Source organism: Sphingopyxis sp. L1A2A, assembly GCF_005502465.1.
In the GTDB taxonomy this organism is placed as follows: Bacteria; Pseudomonadota; Alphaproteobacteria; order Sphingomonadales; family Sphingomonadaceae; genus Sphingopyxis.
The window spans coordinates 36,720-52,419 of the sequence record NZ_SCOT01000020.1 but is presented as its reverse complement, the minus strand read 5'-3'; the positions used below and the strand labels follow the sequence as shown (position 1 = coordinate 52,419).

The following is a 15,700-nucleotide window of genomic DNA, read 5'->3' as shown; positions in this document are numbered from 1 at the left end:
ATGATCAAATCGGAATGGTGCGCAGCTTCAAATCGGAATGCTGCGCGAGATCACGTCGGAATGCTGCGCACGATCAAATCGGAACACTGCGCGTGATGACCTCGGAATCCGCAGTAGGAGTCAAATCCAAGAGAATCCGAAGAGGCTAAAACTGGCAGCTCTAAAATTCCGTGACGGGTGCAACGATCCCTTAGCCTAACTCCCTATCCGGGCGCTCGCGGTCGAACCAATATTTCTTGTCGCCCAATATCTGGCGCAGGCGCGGCGGATCGTCCAGCGCCTCGGCATGAATTACGGTGACAGGTGCAACAACCCCCAAACCCTCGATCAATGTAGCTTCTTGTCCCTCGGCATTCCGGCCTCTGGATTGTTAGCGTCATCGTAGGCTGACAGGAGCTGCGTCGCGAGGCAGGCATCGAGGAGTTTTTCCAGCGCCGTCAAATCCAGCTGATCGGCAAGCCAATGCTCGTCGGCCTGTTCCAAGGCCTCGTAGTACGGGGCCTTGTCCGCAGCAATCTGCTCGGGAAGCGTCTGGTGGCCGGGCAGGCGATAGCCGACTTTGGCGCAGAGGACGAAATAGGCGAGCGCGCGGGATGTCCGACCGTTGCCGTCGGTGAACGGGTGGATCCAGTTCAGGCGCCACATGACATAGGCGCAGAGATGGAGCGCCTTCGCCTCGGCGAAATTGTCCATTACGAAATCGCACATCTCCTCGATCAACGATGGCACGAGATGCGCGGGTGGCGGCGTATGCTTGCTCTGCCCGATCGATACATTGGCGGGCCGGAAATTGCCGGCATGGCTGGACAATCCGTCGAGCGCGATGCGATGCAGGTCGAGGATCATTGACGTGCGCAACCGGAACGGGCGAGTGTCGCGCACGACTTCGTCAATCAGGTCGAGCACCCGGTCGAATTGCGCGACGGCGTTTTCCGATTCGCGCTTCGCTTCCTCGATCGGGTCGTCGATGAGCGACGGTTGTTCAGCGATGCTGTGGCGGTCCCCGTCGCTCATCGATCAGTGCGATTTGCCGATTTTTTCGGCGGCTTCATCGACCATCTCGCGCGTCACGCGATCATTTTCGATGTGGGCATTGCCATAGGCAAAGCTCCGCCGTTGCGCCTCTTTTTCGGCATCCGACATCGGGCGTCCGCGCGAGGCATCGATCAGCTTTTGCAAGTCTTCGCTCATGATGGCCTCCTTCTTATTTGAACATCTGCCGATCGGCCCGGCAGGTCAACCGGGTAGCGGCAAATGATGGCAGCATTGGGCCGGGTTAGCCCTGCCGAGGAAATTCATTTCACCAAATGTGGGTGGATCGATCAACGCTACTCCGATGGCCGATGGCCATAGTGGCCATAAATCTCCAGCACCCGCTCGGGCGAAATGCCGTTGTCCTGGTCGATCGCCAAGGGATGATTGTCGTCCTGCACATAGAGCCGTGGACGCTGCCGGCCGGCTTGCGGGACGAGCCAGATGGCGAGCGGGTCGTTGCCGATGTAATGTTCGATCCTGTTGCAGAGCCAGCCCGACCAGGGACCCATGTCCGGATAGTCGCCGTCGTCGAAACCGACCAGATATTTGTCGAAATTGTCGCGCGACAGCGTCGACCAGACCCCGAAACTGAGTACCTCGTGGGTTCCGAGGACGGGTATTTCGAGGCAGGCACGGACCATGAAATATTTGCCGTCGAGGACGCAGAAATCTTCGGACAAGAAGTCGCCTTCGAGGCGGATGGCGCCGTTGGGCTCATATCTTTCGGCGCCGGGCCAGGGATCGGGGGCGAAGGAGGCCAGCGCGAACATGCCTTGGTGCGCCTCATCGCAGCTCCCGCAGCGCCACTGCGCCGAAGACAAGAGCTCCAGAGCGGTGGGCTTTCGGCCGCCCTTCAGGATTTTCGGAATCCACGACAAAGGGCTACTCCCGATCGGGTCGCTTGCGGTCGAACCAATATTGCTTTTCGCCCAATATCTGACGCAAGCGGGGCTGATCGTCTAGCGCTTCGGCATGCGGTAGCCGGTCGAACTTGTGCGACGCATAATAGCCGTCGAACTGCACATCGGTCGAGTCGACCGTCCAGTAGGCGCCGTCGAGATAAACGACGATGTCGCCGACCTCGAACTTATCCAGTGTTTCGGCCATGCCTTCGGCCCATTCCGCAATGTCTCGTTCGGTCACCGTCTTGAGGCCTCTCGCCGCGGCTTCGCGGCGGCCGAGTTCGATGAGCGGAATGTCGGTTTCGCGCACCTCGGCGAAGACGAACGACTTGGTGCATTTGGAGCAGGCGATCATCCAGCCGCAGCCGCACCATGGGCAATCGAGTTGCGCTTCGGACATCGCCGGCGCATTCTCGCACTGGCAGAAGGAGAGGACGTCATCGTTCGCCTTGAAGAAGAATTTCTGCTTCTTCTTTTTGCGCCAGAACATCCGCCCCTCCTGTTTCGTCAATCATGCTCGCGGCCGCCAGCGCCCATATACAGCTCGCTGCCGGTTTCCCTGAACAGCTCGCTCATCTCTTCCATCCCCTTTTGCGCTTCGGCGGGGGCGAGGGTGTCGCCGCTGCCCAAGATACTGTTGGGGTTGTTCGCCGCGAACTCCCGCACCTCCTGGCTGATCTTCATCGAACAGAACTTAGGCCCGCACATGCTGCAGAAATGCGCGGTCTTGGCGCCTTCCGCTGGCAAGGTCTGGTCGTGATATTGCTCCGCCGTGTCGGGGTCGAGCGACAGGTTGAACTGGTCGCGCCAGCGGAATTCGAAGCGGGCTTTCGATAGCGCGTCGTCGCGGACCTGCGCCGCGGGGTGGCCCTTGGCGAGGTCGGCGGCGTGGGCGGCGAGCTTGTAAGTGACGACGCCGACCTTCACATCGTCGCGGTCGGGGAGGCCGAGATGCTCCTTGGGCGTGACGTAGCAAAGCATCGCGGTGCCGTACCAGCCGATCTGCGCGGCGCCGATGCCGCTGGTGATATGGTCGTAGCCGGGCGCGATGTCGGTGGTGAGCGGCCCGAGCGTGTAGAAGGGCGCCTCGCCGCACGCCTCCAGCTGCTTTTCCATATTCTCCTTGATCTTGTGCATCGGGACGTGGCCCGGACCCTCGATCATCACCTGAACATCCTGTGCCCAGGCGCGCTTGGTGAGCTCGCCCAGCGTGTAGAGCTCGGCGAACTGCGCCTCGTCGTTCGCGTCATAGATGCTGCCGGGGCGCAGGCCGTCGCCGAGGCTGTAGGCGACGTCATAGGCCTTCATGATCTCGGTAATCTCGTCGAAGCGTTCGTAGAGGAAGCTTTCCTTGTGATGCGCGAGGCACCATTTCGCCATGATGCTGCCGCCGCGCGACACGATGCCGGTCATGCGCTTTGCGGCGAGGGGGACGTAAGGCAGGCGGACCCCGGCGTGGATGGTGAAATAATCGACGCCCTGTTCGGCCTGCTCGATCAGCGTGTCGGCGAAGATTTCCCAGGTCAGATCCTCGGCGACGCCGCCGACTTTCTCCAGCGCCTGATAGATGGGGACGGTGCCGATCGGGACGGGCGAGTTGCGGATGATCCATTCGCGCGTGTCGTGGATGTTGCGCCCGGTCGACAGGTCCATGACGGTGTCGGCGCCCCAGCGGATCGACCAGACCATCTTGTCGACCTCGGCCGCGACGTCGCTGGCGACCGCGCTGTTGCCGATATTGGCGTTGATCTTGACGAGGAAATTGCGGCCGATCGCCATCGGCTCGCTCTCGGGGTGGTTGATGTTGCTGGGGATGATCGCGCGGCCCCTTGCCACTTCATCACGAACAAATTCGGGGGTGACATAGTCGGGGATGCTGGCGCCGAAGCTTTCGCCGTCGCGCTTATATTCGGACAGGCGCGCGCGGCCGAGATTTTCGCGCTCGGCGACATATTCCATTTCGGGGGTGATGATGCCGCGGCGGGCGTAGTGCATCTGGCTGACGTTCTGGCCCGGCTTGGCGCGCAGGACGGTGCGGCGGACGTTGGGGAAGGCGGGGACGCCGCCGCTGCGGTCGGGGCCGAGCTGGCCGTTATCCTCGGGGCGAACCTCGCGCTGGGTGACATCGACGACGTCGCCGCGGCCGCGGATCCACTGGCTGCGGATTTCGGGGAGGCCGGCGTTGATGTCGATCGTCGCATTGACGTCGGTGTAGGGGCCGCTGGTGTCATAGACGCGGACGGGGGGCTCGCCCGAATGCGGGTCGAGGTCGATCTCGCGCATCGCGACGCGGATGCCGCTGCCGGTCTGGGTCGCGACGTGGATCTTGCGGCTGCCGCGGATCGGGCCGGTGGTGACGCCGATGGGGGTCGCGGCGCCCTTGTCGAGGCGGGAATCGATGTCGGCCATTGTCGTCGCTCCAAAATGTCGGAGCGAAGACGGTTCCCACGCGGTGAAAGCCGACCCTCCCTCCGCCGGTATTAGCCGGATCAGGTTCAACGGGTCGCGGTCTATTCCGCTCTCAACCGGCCATTACAGACGCGGCTCCCCGGGGATGCGCAGACTATAGGCGGCGGCGCGCGCGCTGTCCATCGGCGCAGCGCGGCTATTTCGCCGCGGCGCCCATGAAGTCGTGGACGAATTCGCCGGGGGTGCGGCTGTCATAGGCGCGTTGCAGCGTGCACACTTGCGCGCGCTTCTTGCAGTTCACCTTTGCCGCCTGGGCGGCGCGCTTGGCGCTGGTTTCGACCGTCGCGCTCTGGTCATTGGTGCCGAGGCGATAGGTCTGGATAAAGCCGTTGCCGGCGAAGGCGAGAATTTCGCAGCGCCGCGCGGTTGCCTTGGCGCATGCTTCGAGCGCCAGACGTTCGGCGACGCGGGGATCACGCTGGCCGCTGGCGATATAGAGACGGCTGTCAAAACCCTCGGTCCCCTCGACCCACGCGCCGACGGCGTAGAGCTTGCGCGCGGTGGCAAGATCGGGCGCATGGCGACGCTTGCCCGACGAAAAGGTGGCGAGGACTTCGCAGGGGACATGTTGTTTGGCGCTGCATTCGGCGAGCGTGCGTTTGCGCGCCGCGCCGCCGTTGCCGGTCCAGGCGTTCCACAGCACGCCGGAGCGATCGCGGATGATCGCCATCGACGAATTATGCCATTCGCCGATCGAGCTGCAGCCGCCGCCCATCGCGCCGTTGCACGCCGCCAGTGCCTCGCGCTCGGCGATATAGGGCGCGTCGTAGCTGCCGATCATCCAGACATCGTCGGCGTCGGGGTGCCAGGCGATCGAGCCATAGATATAATAGACGCCGCCGCCGTCGCTGTCGCCGCCGCCCTGGGCGCGATCGCACACCGGGATCGCGGCCACGCCGTGGCTGCCCCCCGTCACGCCGACCTGTACTTCGCCCGGGCCGGGGCCACCGGGGCAGGGATAGGCGGCAGCGGCCGGCTGCGACAGCATGAACAAGGCAAAGGCGAAAACGGCGACGAGGCCAAGAACAAGACGCGCGATCATGGCGATGATATATCAGCGGCTTCGCGCCCCGCACAATCGGTTGGTGTACTAGTGCAGCCGCGCCGCGCCGACGTCGCGCCCGCGCTGTCACAATCGCGCGCGCAACCGTCATCGCTGTGTCGCCGCGCCGACGCGGAAACGACGCCGTGAGGCGCCAAAGGGCAGGCGACGTCCGCCGTTTCGTTTCCGAACAAAACCCAAAACAAAAAAGGTCTCTCTCATGGCTCGCTCCGTTCGTGCGCTTACCCTGTTGCTGCTCGCCGCCTCCGCCACCCCCGCGCTCGCGCAGGCCGATACGGCGCCCGTCGCCGACGATACGGCGGCATCTGGCGGCGACATCGTTGTCACCGCGCAAAAGATCGAGCAGCGGTCGATCGACGTGCCGATCACCATTTCGGCGACCAGCGGCGCGCAGCTGCGCAATCTGGGGGTCGGCGACCTCGACGAGCTGTCGAACTATGTCCCCGGGCTCAACATCCAGGAACAGAGCGCCAACAATCCGGGGGTGGTCATCCGCGGCATCACGTCGGACAGCGGGTCGGCGCAGCAGGCGGCGCGCGTGACGCTCTATTATAACGGCACCGATATCTCGCGCTCGCGCGGGTCGTATCAGGCGATTTACGACGTCGACCGGATCGAGGTGATCAAGGGGCCGCAGGCGACGCTGTTCGGTACCGCGTCGGCAGTCGGCGCAATCAGCATCATTTCGGCGCGGCCCAAACCGGGCGTTTCGGGCGAAGTCAGCGCCAGTTACGGCAATTATGACGCGATGACGCTGGCCGGGTTCATCAACCTGGGGTCGGACAAGATTGCCGGGCGCGTCGCCGCCGAATGGAAAAAGCGCGATGGTTATGTGCGTAACCTCGCCGCGGGGCAGGAGGATCTCTACGCGCAGGATCAGCTGGGCGTGCGCGGCTCGTTGCGGCTGACCCCGACCGAGATTTTCACCGCCGACCTGATCCTGACCTATGACCGCCAGCGCCACAGCGGCACGCCGTTCATTTCGGGCACCTATCCGACCGCGTCGGGGCCGGCGAACCCGTTCGGCGATGCGGCGCTGGGCGGTTCGCCGGTGTCGCAGGCGGTGCTGGGGCTCGCGAAGCTGGGGCTGCGCCGCGACGTTTACGACGCCAATCTGACGCTGGGTTGGGAGGTCGCCGACGATTGGACGATCACGATGATCAACAGCTATCGCGATTTCGATTCGCTCGAGATTTTCGACGCCGACGGCAGCGCCGCCTGGTATCTGGAATTCGCCGAGGATGCTAAGGGGTGGCAATATAATCACGAGACGCGCTTTTCGTACAACAGCGACGCGTTTCGCGGTTCGTTCGGGTGGAACGGCTTTGTCGAGGATGGCTCGCAGGTCGTGCCTTTCTCCAGCGAAGAGGGCATTTTCCTGCAATGCGCGGCGCGGCTGGTGCCGAACCTGCCGTGCATCGCCCCCGACGGCAGCGTCGCGGCGGCGGCGGCGACCGCGATCCTGACCCGCGGCGCGGCGACCGCGATCCCCTACAGTTCGACCTTTGGCAATATCGGCAAGAATCAGAGCTATTCAGTGTTCGCCGACGGGACGTGGATCGCCAGCGCGGCGCTGGAAGTGACCGCCGGGGTGCGCGCGCTGATCGAAAAGCGCCGCTCGGGCTTTTTCGCGGTGGTGCCGCGGTCGGTGATCACCGGCGGCGCGTCGCTGATCCCGGGGCAGGTCGATACCGGCGGCCAGACCTATTATAGCGAGGATAGTTTTCAGGCGTTTTTGCCGCGCTTCAACATCCTCTATCGGTTCGGCGACGGCTTCAATGCGTTCGCCACCGTGTCGAAGGGGCGCCGGTCGCCCACCGTCAATCTGGGCGCGCGCAGCACGCCGACCGGTCCGGTGCCGAACCGCAGCCAGATCGCTGAAGAGAATGTGTGGAATTACGAGGTCGGGTTGAAAGCGTCGCGCGGGGCGTTCGCGGGCTCGCTGGGGGTCTATTACCAGACCTATGACAATTTTCAGGTGTCGGTGACCCAGCCCAATGGCACGACGATCACGCAGAGCGCGGGGACCGCGAGCAATCTGGGGGTCGAGGCCGAGGCGAGCTTTGCGGTGGCCGACTGGTTCCGGCTGTTCGGCAACGTCGGCTATATCGACGGCGGCATCGACGACAAGGCCGCCAACGGCGTGTTCGCGGGCAACCGCTTCCGCCTTCAGCCCGAATGGCAGGCGGCAGCGGGCTTTACGATCAATGCCGATCTGGGCGGCGGGATGCGGCTGTTCGCGACCCCGACGGTCACCTATCGCAGCAAGATCTTCTTTGAAGTGCCGAACCGCGAGGCGATCAGCCAGGATGCGGTGACGTTGGTCAATGCGCGCGCCGGGGTGAGCTTTGCCGACGAGCGGTTCGAGATCGCCGGGTTCATCCGCAACGCGGGCGATGAGGATTATCTGCTCGACGCGGGCAACACCGGCGGCGCGTTCGGCATCCCGACCTTCATCCCCGCCGAACCGCGGCTTTATGGGGTGCAGGTCGTCGGGCGCTTCTAGGTCAGGGTTTTAGGTCAGGAATGGGCCGCGCGCGCGGCGGCGCGCGGTCCCGGCAGGGACGCCCGCGAGGGTGCGAAAGGTGCGCGCCATATGCGCCTGGTCGGCAAAGCCCTGCGCCGCGGCATGGTCGGCCAGGCTGGCTTCGCCGGGCAGGGTTTCGAACGCGCCCTGAAAACGCAGCAGTTGCAGGTAGCGGCGCGGCGCCATCCCGACGTGGCGCGCGAACCAGCGTTGCAGCGCGCGCGGACCCATGCCGGTGGCGGCGCTCATCGCCGCGACGCTCGGTGCGGCGATGAGCGCGGTGCCGATCCGCCTCATTTCGGTCGCGGCGGACAGGCGGGTTTCGATCGCGGCGAAATCGGCGCCGGGCAAGGCCCGCCAGCGTCCGTGGAGCGCGCTAAGCGGAATGTCGCTGATCAGACGCCACGCCCAAGGCCAGAGCCGCAGCGCCGCAAACGCCGCGTCGCCGCTGATCGCGAACGGCTGTGGGCGGTCGACCAGTCCGACGACAAAGCTGGCGGGCTGCTCGCCGTCCCAGCGCGAGCGCCCGCGGGTGCGGTGAATGATCTCGATACAGCCGTCGGGGGTTGCCTGTTGTTCGGCCCACCGATCTGCCGCGCCATCGCCGGTCAGCGTCCAGCGGGTCTTGACCAGCCCGGCGAGATGCGGCGGCGGCAAAGTTTCGCGATAGTCCATCGGATCGGTTAGACGATGATTGTCGCGTCGGTGCAAGACAGCGGGCGCGGCGACCGGCACAGCGGGGACGCCAGCGTGGCAAGGTTGGGAGAGGCACCGATGAAGGCATGGATCGCAGCGGGGATGGGGATGTTGCTGGTCGCAGCCAGTCCGGCGGCGAAGGTCGACGATCTTGGCTGGCTGGCGGGGCAATGGGTGCGCGAGGCGGACGATCGCTGGACCGAGGAAAGCTGGACGCCGCCGCGCGGCGGAGTGATGCTGGGGCACAGCCGGTCGGGGCGCGGCGACAGCTTGCGCGAGTTCGAGTTTTTGCGGGTGCAGGCGGGTGCCGACGGCGTCCCCGCTTATGTTGCGCAGCCGGGGGGTGGTGCGCCGGTCGTGTTCCCGCTGGTCGAGCGCGACGCGACAAGCGCGACGTTCGAGAATGCGGCGCATGATTATCCGCAGCGCATCCACTATGCCCGCGACGGCGACGCGATGACTGCGACGATTTCGCTGATCGACGGGTCAAAGTCGATGCGCTGGACCTTTCGCCGCCGCTGATCCCGCCTTATGCCGGTCCGACGACGCGGCAGGCGAGAGGATGGCATGGACAAGACGGGGCGGCTCTTTGCGATCATCGACAGCCTGCGCCGCCGCCGGCGGCCGGTGACCGCCGAGATATTGGCCGACGAGCAGCGCGTGTCGGTGCGCACGCTGTACCGCGACATCCAGGCGCTGATCGCGCTGGGCGCGCCGATCGACGGCGAGGCGGGGGTCGGTTATGTGCTGCGCCCGGGATTTTTCCTGCCGCCGTTGATGTTCACCGCCGACGAGCTGGAGGCGCTGGTGCTCGGCGCGCGCTGGGTCGAGGGGCGGCAGGACGGGTCGCTGTCGCGCGCTGCGGGGCTGGCGCTGGCGAAGATCGCGGCGGCGAGCCCCGACGAGCTCAAGCGGCGGATCGACGAAGCGGGGCTGTGGCCGGTGAGCAGCCGCTGGCGCGAAACCAACGCGCCGCTGCTGGCGACGGTGCGCGAGGCGATGCGCGCCGAAAAAGTGCTGCACATCGCCTATGCCGACGAACGGGGGACGGTCACCGAACGCGCGATCTGGCCCGCGGCGCTTGCCTATTATGAAGAGAAGCAGGTGATCGCCGCGTGGTGCCTGCTGCGCCAGGATTTCCGCAGTTTTCGCATCGATCGGATCGGCGCGGCGCGGATCGGCGACACCGGCTTTGGGCGGCGGCGGGCGGTGCTGATGGCCGATTTCTGGCGGCACAGCGGCTATGACGCATCCTCCTGACAGGATCTGTCAGGGGGGCGGGCTAATCCCGCCGGGTGAGCGGCGCCGGTGGGCGGCGCGCCAGACCGGAGGATTTTCGATGCTCAAGACCCATCATGGTTCGTGCCATTGCGGCGCGGTCAAATTCGAAGCTGACATTGATCTGGAAGCCGGGACGGGCAAGTGCAATTGCTCGATCTGTACCAAGAAGCGCGGCTGGAGCGCGCAGATCAAGCCCGACGCCTTTCGCCTGCTGACCGACCCCGCCGCGCTGTCCGACTATCAGTTCGGATCGTCGAGCGTGCATCACCTGTTCTGCACGAAGTGCGGCGTGGCGCCCTATGGCCATGGCTATGTCGAGGAGATCGGCGGCGCCTATGTGTCGGTGGCGATCGCGTGCCTCGACGATCTGGATCACGCCGCGATGGCGGCGCTGCCGGTTCAGCATATGGACGGCGCGGGGAATAATTGGTGGAACCCGCCCGCCGTTACCGCGCATATGTGAGCGGCGGGGTGGCTTTAGGGTGAGGAATTGCTCACATGTCTTCGCCACCCCGGACCCTTCGACAAGCTCAGGACAGGCTTGATCCGGGGTCCATGATCCCTTGCATCGCCCTAAGCTGCGAGGGCGGATGGATCCCGGATCAAGTCCGGGATGACGAAATTGTGGGTCGCCAACCGCCGGAAAATGGCTTTCAGCCCGTCCGCCGCGCCAGATACACCCCGGCGACCATCAGCGCGATGCCCGCGAAGCGCTTGGCGTCGATCGGAAAGCGCGCGGCGCCGAACAGTGCGAAATGGTCGATCACCGCGGCGCTGATGAGCTGGCCGACGAGGACGAAAAAGATCGCGTTGCCGACCCCGAATTTGGGCGCGATGAAGGTCACCGCGATCACGTAGAACGCAACGAACAGCCCGCCGAAGTAGAAATGAAACGGGATGTCGGACGAAAAGCGGATCTGGCCGACCGACCCGGTCGCCAGCGCGCCGGTGGTGGCGATCAGGAAGGCGACGCCGAACAGGATCATCGACGCCGCCAGCGGGCTGCCGAGCCGCGCACCGAGCCCGCCGTTGAGCGCGGCAAGGATCGGGATGCCGATGCCGGTCAGCAGCATGATGATCGCGAACGTCGGGGCGTTGCTGCTGGTCATTGCGGCGGGGCTTTTGCGGCTTGGGCAGCGCGAAATTCGGTGACCGGCAGGCCGCCGATGCCCCAATTGTCGAGCTCGACCTCGTCGATCGTGACCACCGTGGTCGCGGGGTTCTTGCCGAGGATGCGCTGGAGCAATTCGGTGACCCCGCCGATCAGTTCGGCCTTTTGTGCGGGCGTCGCGCCCTCGCGGGTAATCTTGATGTTCACATAAGGCATCAGTCGGCTCCTTTGGCGGCGGGCCAGCCCGGCATTGCCGGAAAGCCGGGCAGCGCCGCGATCCGGTCTGTCCATTCGCCGATTGCCGGCCAGTCGGCAAGGTCGATGTCGGCCTCGCCCGCCAGCGCCAGATAGGGGCTGACGGCGAGGTCGGCGATGGTCAGCCGGTCGCCGACGAGCCAGCGGCGCTGCGCCAGATGCGCCTCGATGACGGGCAGGAACCGCGCGGTGACCGCCTGCGCGTGCGCTTCGGCGATCAGGATATCGAACTGGCGTGCAAGGCGCAGCGTCGCCGGACCATTGGCGATTTCATTGGCGGCGTGCGACAGCCAGACGCCAATCTCGCCGCGCTCCTCGGCGGTGTAGCCGTCCCAGTCGCCGGGGCGGTGGCGCGCCGCCAGATAGGCGAGGATCGCCTGGCTGTCGCGCAGGTGAAAATCACCGTCGATGAAGAAGGGAATCTGTGCCATCGGGGTCAGGGCGCGAAAGGCGTCCGATTTCCGCGCCGCAGCGTCGGTCGGCTGCTCGTTCCACGGCAGGCCGAGGAAGGTCAGCGCCATGCGGACCTTGTGGGTGTTGCCCGACCGCGGGGTACCGTGAAGCTGGATCATCGTCATTCTCCTGATGAAGGGGCGCGCAGCGCCGCGAGTTCGGCGCGGAGCTGGGTAAGTTCGGCCGCCATCGGTTTGATCGCGGCGGCGATTTCGGCTTCGGTGAAGCGCGGGGTGATATGCTGCGAACAATTCCACTCCCACCCGATCACGTCGATCAGGAAGGCGCGTTCGGGGGTAGCGCGATAGCCCGCGGGCATCAGCGAGGTCACCAGTGCGGGATCATCGGCGAGCTCGATGCTGTGCGCATGACCGACCAGCTTCAGCCGGTCCTTGTTCGGATAGTCCATCAGGAACAGCGAGACGCGGTCGTTGCCCGCGAGGTTGGCGGTGCTGATATATTGCCGGTTGCCGCGATAGTCGGCGAAGCCGATGCGGTTGCCGTCGATGGGACGGAGGAAACCCGCGGGGCCGCCGCGGTGCTGCATATAGGGCCAGCCATCGGCGGTGACGCTGGCCATGTAGAAGCTGTCGCGGAGCGCGATATAGTCCAGTTCCTTGGCGGTCAGCGCATCGGGAGTGCCGTCGGCGCCGGCGTCGAGCTTGAGATAGGCGGCGCGTGAACCGTGGCGCTCCTGCAGCGCTTTGACGGGTTCGCTGAACAAGGTGTGCCGGTAATTTTGCGCCATGACGGACCTTCCGCAACCGAAGCGAACAAAGGCCGAGGGGACATGCCTTCGTTCGCCGGACCGGATTTAGATTATTGCAACAGACGTGATAACAAGCGAAGATTGAACAACTCTGTTCCGGTATATGGAATAATCAATGGACCGCTTGCTGACCCTGGAAATGTTCGTTGCGGTCGCGGGCGAGGGCGGGTTCGCGGCGGCGGCGCGCAAGCTGAACAGTTCGCCGCCCGCGGTGACGCGCGGCATCGCGGCGCTTGAGGCGCGGTTGGGGACGGTGCTTTTTCACCGCTCGACGCGCGCGGTCGCGCTGACCGATGCGGGGGCGGCGTTTCTGGAGCAGGCGCGGCGCATTCTGACCGACCTGGCGGGCGCCGAGCGCGAGCTGCGCGGGGCGGCGGCGCAGCCGCGCGGCCAGCTGTATGTGACCGCACCGGTGATGTTCGGGCGGCTGCACGTGCTGCCCGTGGTTGCCGACCTGATGGCGCAGCATGGCGCGCTGGCGGCGCGGCTGATGCTGATCGACCGCAATGTCCGCATCGTCGAGGAAGGGATCGACGTCGCAGTGCGGATCGGCCCGCTCGCCGATTCGGGGCTGAAGGCGGTGCGGATCGGCTGGGTGCGCCAGATGCTGGTCGCGAGCCCCGCCTATCTGGCGCGCCGCGGCGCGCCGCAGGCGATCGCCGAGCTGGCGGGGCACGCGCTGATCGGCACGATGGGGCCGCGCGCGGCGGGCGAATGGCAGCTGGCGAGCGGGCGCTGGCGGCTCGACCCGCGGCCGCGGCTGGTGCTCAACACCGTCGATGGGGCGCTGGCGGCGGCCGAGGCGGGGTTGGGGATCGCCAATTTGCTGAGTTACCAGCTGGCCGATGCGCTCGATGCCGGGCGGTTGATCGCGCTGCTCGCCGACGAGCAGCCGCCCGCGCTGCCGGTCCATCTGCTGTTCGAGCCGTCGCGCGCCGGGCTGCCCGCGGTGCGGTTGTTTGTCGAGGCGATGCAGGCGCGGGCGCGGACGGCGGGGCTGGGGTGAGGGGGCTTTTCGGGGAGCCTGCCCTATGACTTCGTCATTCCCGCGAAAGCGGGAATCCAGTTGCAACGCTGGCTCGCTGGGTTCCCGCTTTCGCGGGAATGACGAAGTGATAACAAGCTAAGAGGTCAACCGAACCCGCTCAGAACTGATACGCCAACCCGCCGCCAAGCAGCCATTGGTCGGCGCTGCCGACGTCCTTCACGACCGGCGAATCGGCGTAGCGCGACAGCAGGCGGCCATATTGGGCGCCGCCGATCATCACGAACCCCTTGCGAAGGTCGCCCGACAAGGCATAAGCGCCCGCCATCCCCAGCGTATATTTGCCCGCTGTCGCCTTGGCCCCCGCGCCGGTGTAAACGGGCAGGCCGCTCGCGGCGCTGCCGACCGGGTCGATATCGTAATAATAGCGGCCAAAGCCCTTGCCGTAGAAATTGACCGACGCCGACACCCCGATGAACGCGCGTTTCGACAGGGGGGTGCCATAATCGATCGTCGGCGACGCCGCCCAGCTGCCATGGCGGCCCGAAATGTCCTTGAGCGCGACGAGGCGAAAGCCGATCTGGTCATAATCGCTGGTGATCACCCCGGTGTGGGTCACACCGGTGAAAAACCCCGCCTCGACCGCGAGCTTGCGCTTGCCGAGCGCCTCGACCTGCGGATCCTTGACGCTGCCGGTGCGGTCGGCGCGCAGGCTGATGATCGGGCCGAATTTGAAGTCGGTTTTCTGGCCGCGGCGGTGGCGGATCAGGTCGACCTGGAAATTGGTGCCGCGGGTCGAGAAAGAATAGCCCTCATACCGCCCGCGCACGTAAAAGGCGGGCAGGATGCGGCGATCGTCCGAGCCGTTATAATCGGGTGAGCTGAGCACCCCGCCGGCGACCGCGATATAGTCGCGCGACCATTTGCGTTCGCTATCGTCATCATCGTCGCGCGCCGCCGGGAGCAGGATATTGTCGTCGATGTCGCCGCTGTCCTGGATATAGCGTGCCGGTTGTTCGCCGACCGGCATCGGCGCGGTGTCGCCATAGTCCCCCAGCGCATCGGCCAGCGGCGCCTCTGCCGCCGCCGCAGGCGTCGCGGCGAGACCGGCGAGAGCGAGCGGGGCGAGGAGCGGGAGCGCCGGGCGGGCGATACGCAACAGCGGCGTCAAATCGGGCATAAACATCCTATATTCTTGCCCCTCTTGCCGGGGGTGTAGGCGAAGGTCGAGATATTGCAAAGGCTTCGTCTTGCCGAAACATGGTTTTGGTCGCATCGTGCCTTTCATGCATCACCGCGCCGTCGCCGTTTCCCTATCGCACCGCAGCATCGTTGGTTCCCCGCGCGCCGCGTTCGACCCTGCCCCAGCCATGCTGTCACGCGCATGAACCGCACCCCGCGCCTGATCGGTTATGCGTTGATGGCTATCGCGGCGGCGCTCGCGGTGGCGCTGCGGCGCGGGGTGATCGACAGTTTCGGGCCGTTCCCGGTCGCCGCGGTGGCGCTGCTGATCGGAATGATCGGGGTTATGATCGTGTTCACAGACCTGATGGTGCGCGGCCTTTATGCGCAGGTCGGCGCGGCGAAAAACGCCGCGCCCGGCAATGCCGCGTCCCATGAGGAGATGAAATGCGATGACGAAGGGTGATGGGCGGATGCGCTGGGCGCTGGCGGCGACGCTGATGGCGCTGGCGCCGGTGGGCGCTGCGGCTGCCGAGACGCTGAGCGACAGCGATCGCTTTTTTCTGGATGAAGCCGCGAGCGCGTGCCGCAGCGGCGATTTCCCGGCGTTTCTGTGGCCGTTCGCCAACAGCCAGGCGGTGCGCACGCTTTATGGGTCTAGGGACGCCAGCGATTTTCCAATCGTGATGATGGATTACAGCTATGTCACGCGCGCGTCGGAGCGGTTGTTCGAGACGACCGGCGGCGACCCGCGCCAGCTGGTTTATGTCCAGGTCGATTTCAGCACCCGCGACGGCGGCATCCAGCGCGTCGATTGGGTGCCCGGGCGCTTTGAGCCCGGCGAGGGCGACGGGGCGGGAACCTTGATCGAAAAAACCGGGCCGGGTGGTTCGTTGACCTTTCGGCCGGGCGGCGGATGCTGGCAGCTCGCCGAGGATATTCGGAACCCGGCGCGGCCGCGCTGACTGCGCC

Annotated in this window: 20 protein-coding genes and 1 riboswitch; of the genes, 7 read left to right on the top strand and 13 right to left on the bottom strand. The window is 65.5% G+C overall.

The features are described 5' to 3' along the window. Window positions 1–190: 190 nt before the first annotated feature. The 7 genes from FFS68_RS17920 to FFS68_RS12210 form a co-directional block, all read right to left on the bottom strand. Window positions 191–331, bottom strand: a complete 141-nt coding sequence (locus FFS68_RS17920) for a hypothetical protein (RefSeq protein WP_171003858.1) — start codon at window positions 329–331, stop codon at window positions 191–193. Further along, the gene (locus FFS68_RS12230) at window positions 328–1,014 is read right to left on the bottom strand and encodes a Fic family protein (protein ID WP_137753485.1); all 687 of its coding nucleotides are present in this window, start codon (window positions 1,012–1,014) and stop codon (window positions 328–330) included. Before FFS68_RS12230 ends, FFS68_RS17920 begins: the two co-directional genes overlap by 4 nt. A 3-nt stretch (window positions 1,015–1,017) precedes the next feature. Continuing rightward, complete coding sequence (locus tag FFS68_RS17915; protein ID WP_171003857.1) at window positions 1,018–1,191, bottom strand: hypothetical protein; 174 nt, start codon at window positions 1,189–1,191, stop codon at window positions 1,018–1,020. Window positions 1,192–1,328: 137 nt separating this feature from the next. Beyond that, a complete protein-coding gene (locus FFS68_RS12225) occupies window positions 1,329–1,856 on the bottom strand; it encodes a DUF2199 domain-containing protein (protein ID WP_283214604.1) in 528 nt (175 codons plus the stop codon). Window positions 1,857–1,917: 61 nt separating this feature from the next. Continuing rightward, window positions 1,918–2,427 (bottom strand): hypothetical protein, encoded by a 510-nt coding sequence (locus tag FFS68_RS12220; RefSeq protein WP_137753483.1) that lies wholly within the window; start codon window positions 2,425–2,427, stop codon window positions 1,918–1,920. A 17-nt stretch (window positions 2,428–2,444) separates the two neighbouring features. Then, complete coding sequence (gene thiC, locus FFS68_RS12215) at window positions 2,445–4,346, bottom strand: phosphomethylpyrimidine synthase ThiC (protein WP_137753482.1); 1,902 nt, start codon at window positions 4,344–4,346, stop codon at window positions 2,445–2,447. Between the two features lie 40 nt (window positions 4,347–4,386). Beyond that, a riboswitch (TPP riboswitch) is annotated at window positions 4,387–4,498 on the bottom strand. A gap of 44 nt (window positions 4,499–4,542) precedes the next feature. After that, a complete protein-coding gene (locus FFS68_RS12210; protein WP_137753481.1) occupies window positions 4,543–5,448 on the bottom strand; it encodes a DUF4189 domain-containing protein in 906 nt (301 codons plus the stop codon). Window positions 5,449–5,668: 220 nt separating this feature from the next. On the opposite strand from FFS68_RS12210, the gene FFS68_RS12205 reads away from it, so the two are divergent. Beyond that, window positions 5,669–7,975 carry a TonB-dependent receptor gene (locus FFS68_RS12205; protein WP_137753480.1) on the top strand — a complete coding sequence of 769 codons (2,307 nt, stop codon included), beginning with the start codon at window positions 5,669–5,671 and terminating at the stop codon, window positions 7,973–7,975. Between the two features lie 9 nt (window positions 7,976–7,984). On the opposite strand, the gene FFS68_RS12200 is transcribed toward FFS68_RS12205, so the two are convergent. Then, window positions 7,985–8,671, bottom strand: coding sequence for a helix-turn-helix domain-containing protein (locus tag FFS68_RS12200; RefSeq protein ID WP_137753479.1), 687 nt, complete (start codon window positions 8,669–8,671; stop codon window positions 7,985–7,987). Window positions 8,672–8,770: 99 nt separating this feature from the next. Here FFS68_RS12200 and FFS68_RS12195 point away from each other — a divergent pair, with 99 nt between their 5' ends. The 3 genes from FFS68_RS12195 to FFS68_RS12185 all read left to right on the top strand — a co-directional run bounded on the left by FFS68_RS12195 (window position 8,771) and on the right by FFS68_RS12185 (window position 10,436). Next, window positions 8,771–9,214, top strand: coding sequence for a DUF6265 family protein (locus FFS68_RS12195; protein WP_137753478.1), 444 nt, complete (start codon window positions 8,771–8,773; stop codon window positions 9,212–9,214). A 45-nt stretch (window positions 9,215–9,259) separates the two neighbouring features. Then, window positions 9,260–9,952 (top strand): YafY family protein, encoded by a 693-nt coding sequence (locus tag FFS68_RS12190; protein WP_137753477.1) that lies wholly within the window; start codon window positions 9,260–9,262, stop codon window positions 9,950–9,952. A 79-nt stretch (window positions 9,953–10,031) separates the two neighbouring features. After that, entirely contained in the window at window positions 10,032–10,436 is a 405-nt protein-coding gene (locus tag FFS68_RS12185; protein ID WP_137753476.1) for a GFA family protein, read from the top strand. Between the two features lie 190 nt (window positions 10,437–10,626). Here the strand turns inward: FFS68_RS12185 and FFS68_RS12180 are convergent, their stop codons facing one another. Genes FFS68_RS12180 through FFS68_RS12165 form a run of 4 tightly spaced genes read right to left on the bottom strand, consistent with a single transcriptional unit; the run spans window position 10,627 to window position 12,540 of the window. After that, window positions 10,627–11,082 carry a DMT family transporter gene (locus tag FFS68_RS12180; protein ID WP_137753475.1) on the bottom strand — a complete coding sequence of 152 codons (456 nt, stop codon included), beginning with the start codon at window positions 11,080–11,082 and terminating at the stop codon, window positions 10,627–10,629. After that, the gene (locus tag FFS68_RS12175; RefSeq protein WP_137753474.1) at window positions 11,079–11,300 is read right to left on the bottom strand and encodes a 4-oxalocrotonate tautomerase family protein; all 222 of its coding nucleotides are present in this window, start codon (window positions 11,298–11,300) and stop codon (window positions 11,079–11,081) included. The genes FFS68_RS12180 and FFS68_RS12175 overlap by 4 nt, the downstream gene beginning before the upstream one ends. Continuing rightward, the gene (locus FFS68_RS12170; RefSeq protein ID WP_171003856.1) at window positions 11,300–11,911 is read right to left on the bottom strand and encodes a glutathione S-transferase N-terminal domain-containing protein; all 612 of its coding nucleotides are present in this window, start codon (window positions 11,909–11,911) and stop codon (window positions 11,300–11,302) included. The genes FFS68_RS12175 and FFS68_RS12170 overlap by 1 nt, the downstream gene beginning before the upstream one ends. Before the next feature lie 2 nt (window positions 11,912–11,913). Beyond that, window positions 11,914–12,540, bottom strand: coding sequence for a pyridoxamine 5'-phosphate oxidase family protein (locus tag FFS68_RS12165; protein WP_137753472.1), 627 nt, complete (start codon window positions 12,538–12,540; stop codon window positions 11,914–11,916). A 136-nt stretch (window positions 12,541–12,676) separates the two neighbouring features. On the opposite strand from FFS68_RS12165, the gene FFS68_RS12160 reads away from it, so the two are divergent. Further along, window positions 12,677–13,567, top strand: a complete 891-nt coding sequence (locus tag FFS68_RS12160) for a LysR substrate-binding domain-containing protein (protein ID WP_137753471.1) — start codon at window positions 12,677–12,679, stop codon at window positions 13,565–13,567. Between the two features lie 139 nt (window positions 13,568–13,706). On the opposite strand, the gene FFS68_RS12155 is transcribed toward FFS68_RS12160, so the two are convergent. Beyond that, window positions 13,707–14,726 carry a MipA/OmpV family protein gene (locus FFS68_RS12155; RefSeq protein ID WP_171003855.1) on the bottom strand — a complete coding sequence of 340 codons (1,020 nt, stop codon included), beginning with the start codon at window positions 14,724–14,726 and terminating at the stop codon, window positions 13,707–13,709. Between the two features lie 204 nt (window positions 14,727–14,930). Here FFS68_RS12155 and FFS68_RS12150 point away from each other — a divergent pair, with 204 nt between their 5' ends. Beyond that, window positions 14,931–15,194: a hypothetical protein gene (locus FFS68_RS12150; protein WP_137753469.1), complete on the top strand. Its 264-nt coding sequence runs from the start codon at window positions 14,931–14,933 to the stop codon at window positions 15,192–15,194. After that, window positions 15,181–15,693, top strand: a complete 513-nt coding sequence (locus FFS68_RS12145; RefSeq protein WP_137753468.1) for a hypothetical protein — start codon at window positions 15,181–15,183, stop codon at window positions 15,691–15,693. The genes FFS68_RS12150 and FFS68_RS12145 overlap by 14 nt, the downstream gene beginning before the upstream one ends. Window positions 15,694–15,700: the final 7 nt, after the last annotated feature.

Excerpts from the sequence above, each read along its gene's own strand:
- FFS68_RS12230 (WP_137753485.1), bottom strand. The coding sequence starts at position 1,014 with ATGAGCGACGGGGACCGCCACAGCATCGCTGAACAACCGTCGCTCATC.
- FFS68_RS17915 (WP_171003857.1), bottom strand. The coding sequence starts at position 1,191 with ATGAGCGAAGACTTGCAAAAGCTGATCGATGCCTCGCGCGGACGCCCG.
- FFS68_RS12220 (WP_137753483.1), bottom strand. The coding sequence starts at position 2,427 with ATGTTCTGGCGCAAAAAGAAGAAGCAGAAATTCTTCTTCAAGGCGAAC.
- thiC (WP_137753482.1), bottom strand. The coding sequence starts at position 4,346 with ATGGCCGACATCGATTCCCGCCTCGACAAGGGCGCCGCGACCCCCATC.
- FFS68_RS12210 (WP_137753481.1), bottom strand. The coding sequence starts at position 5,448 with ATGATCGCGCGTCTTGTTCTTGGCCTCGTCGCCGTTTTCGCCTTTGCC.
- FFS68_RS12205 (WP_137753480.1), top strand. The coding sequence starts at position 5,669 with ATGGCTCGCTCCGTTCGTGCGCTTACCCTGTTGCTGCTCGCCGCCTCC.
- FFS68_RS12200 (WP_137753479.1), bottom strand. The coding sequence starts at position 8,671 with ATGGACTATCGCGAAACTTTGCCGCCGCCGCATCTCGCCGGGCTGGTC.
- FFS68_RS12195 (WP_137753478.1), top strand. The coding sequence starts at position 8,771 with ATGAAGGCATGGATCGCAGCGGGGATGGGGATGTTGCTGGTCGCAGCC.
- FFS68_RS12190 (WP_137753477.1), top strand. The coding sequence starts at position 9,260 with ATGGACAAGACGGGGCGGCTCTTTGCGATCATCGACAGCCTGCGCCGC.
- FFS68_RS12185 (WP_137753476.1), top strand. The coding sequence starts at position 10,032 with ATGCTCAAGACCCATCATGGTTCGTGCCATTGCGGCGCGGTCAAATTC.
- FFS68_RS12180 (WP_137753475.1), bottom strand. The coding sequence starts at position 11,082 with ATGACCAGCAGCAACGCCCCGACGTTCGCGATCATCATGCTGCTGACC.
- FFS68_RS12175 (WP_137753474.1), bottom strand. The coding sequence starts at position 11,300 with ATGCCTTATGTGAACATCAAGATTACCCGCGAGGGCGCGACGCCCGCA.
- FFS68_RS12170 (WP_171003856.1), bottom strand. The coding sequence starts at position 11,911 with ATGATCCAGCTTCACGGTACCCCGCGGTCGGGCAACACCCACAAGGTC.
- FFS68_RS12165 (WP_137753472.1), bottom strand. The coding sequence starts at position 12,540 with ATGGCGCAAAATTACCGGCACACCTTGTTCAGCGAACCCGTCAAAGCG.
- FFS68_RS12160 (WP_137753471.1), top strand. The coding sequence starts at position 12,677 with ATGGACCGCTTGCTGACCCTGGAAATGTTCGTTGCGGTCGCGGGCGAG.
- FFS68_RS12155 (WP_171003855.1), bottom strand. The coding sequence starts at position 14,726 with ATGCCCGATTTGACGCCGCTGTTGCGTATCGCCCGCCCGGCGCTCCCG.
- FFS68_RS12150 (WP_137753469.1), top strand. The coding sequence starts at position 14,931 with ATGAACCGCACCCCGCGCCTGATCGGTTATGCGTTGATGGCTATCGCG.
- FFS68_RS12145 (WP_137753468.1), top strand. The coding sequence starts at position 15,181 with ATGACGAAGGGTGATGGGCGGATGCGCTGGGCGCTGGCGGCGACGCTG.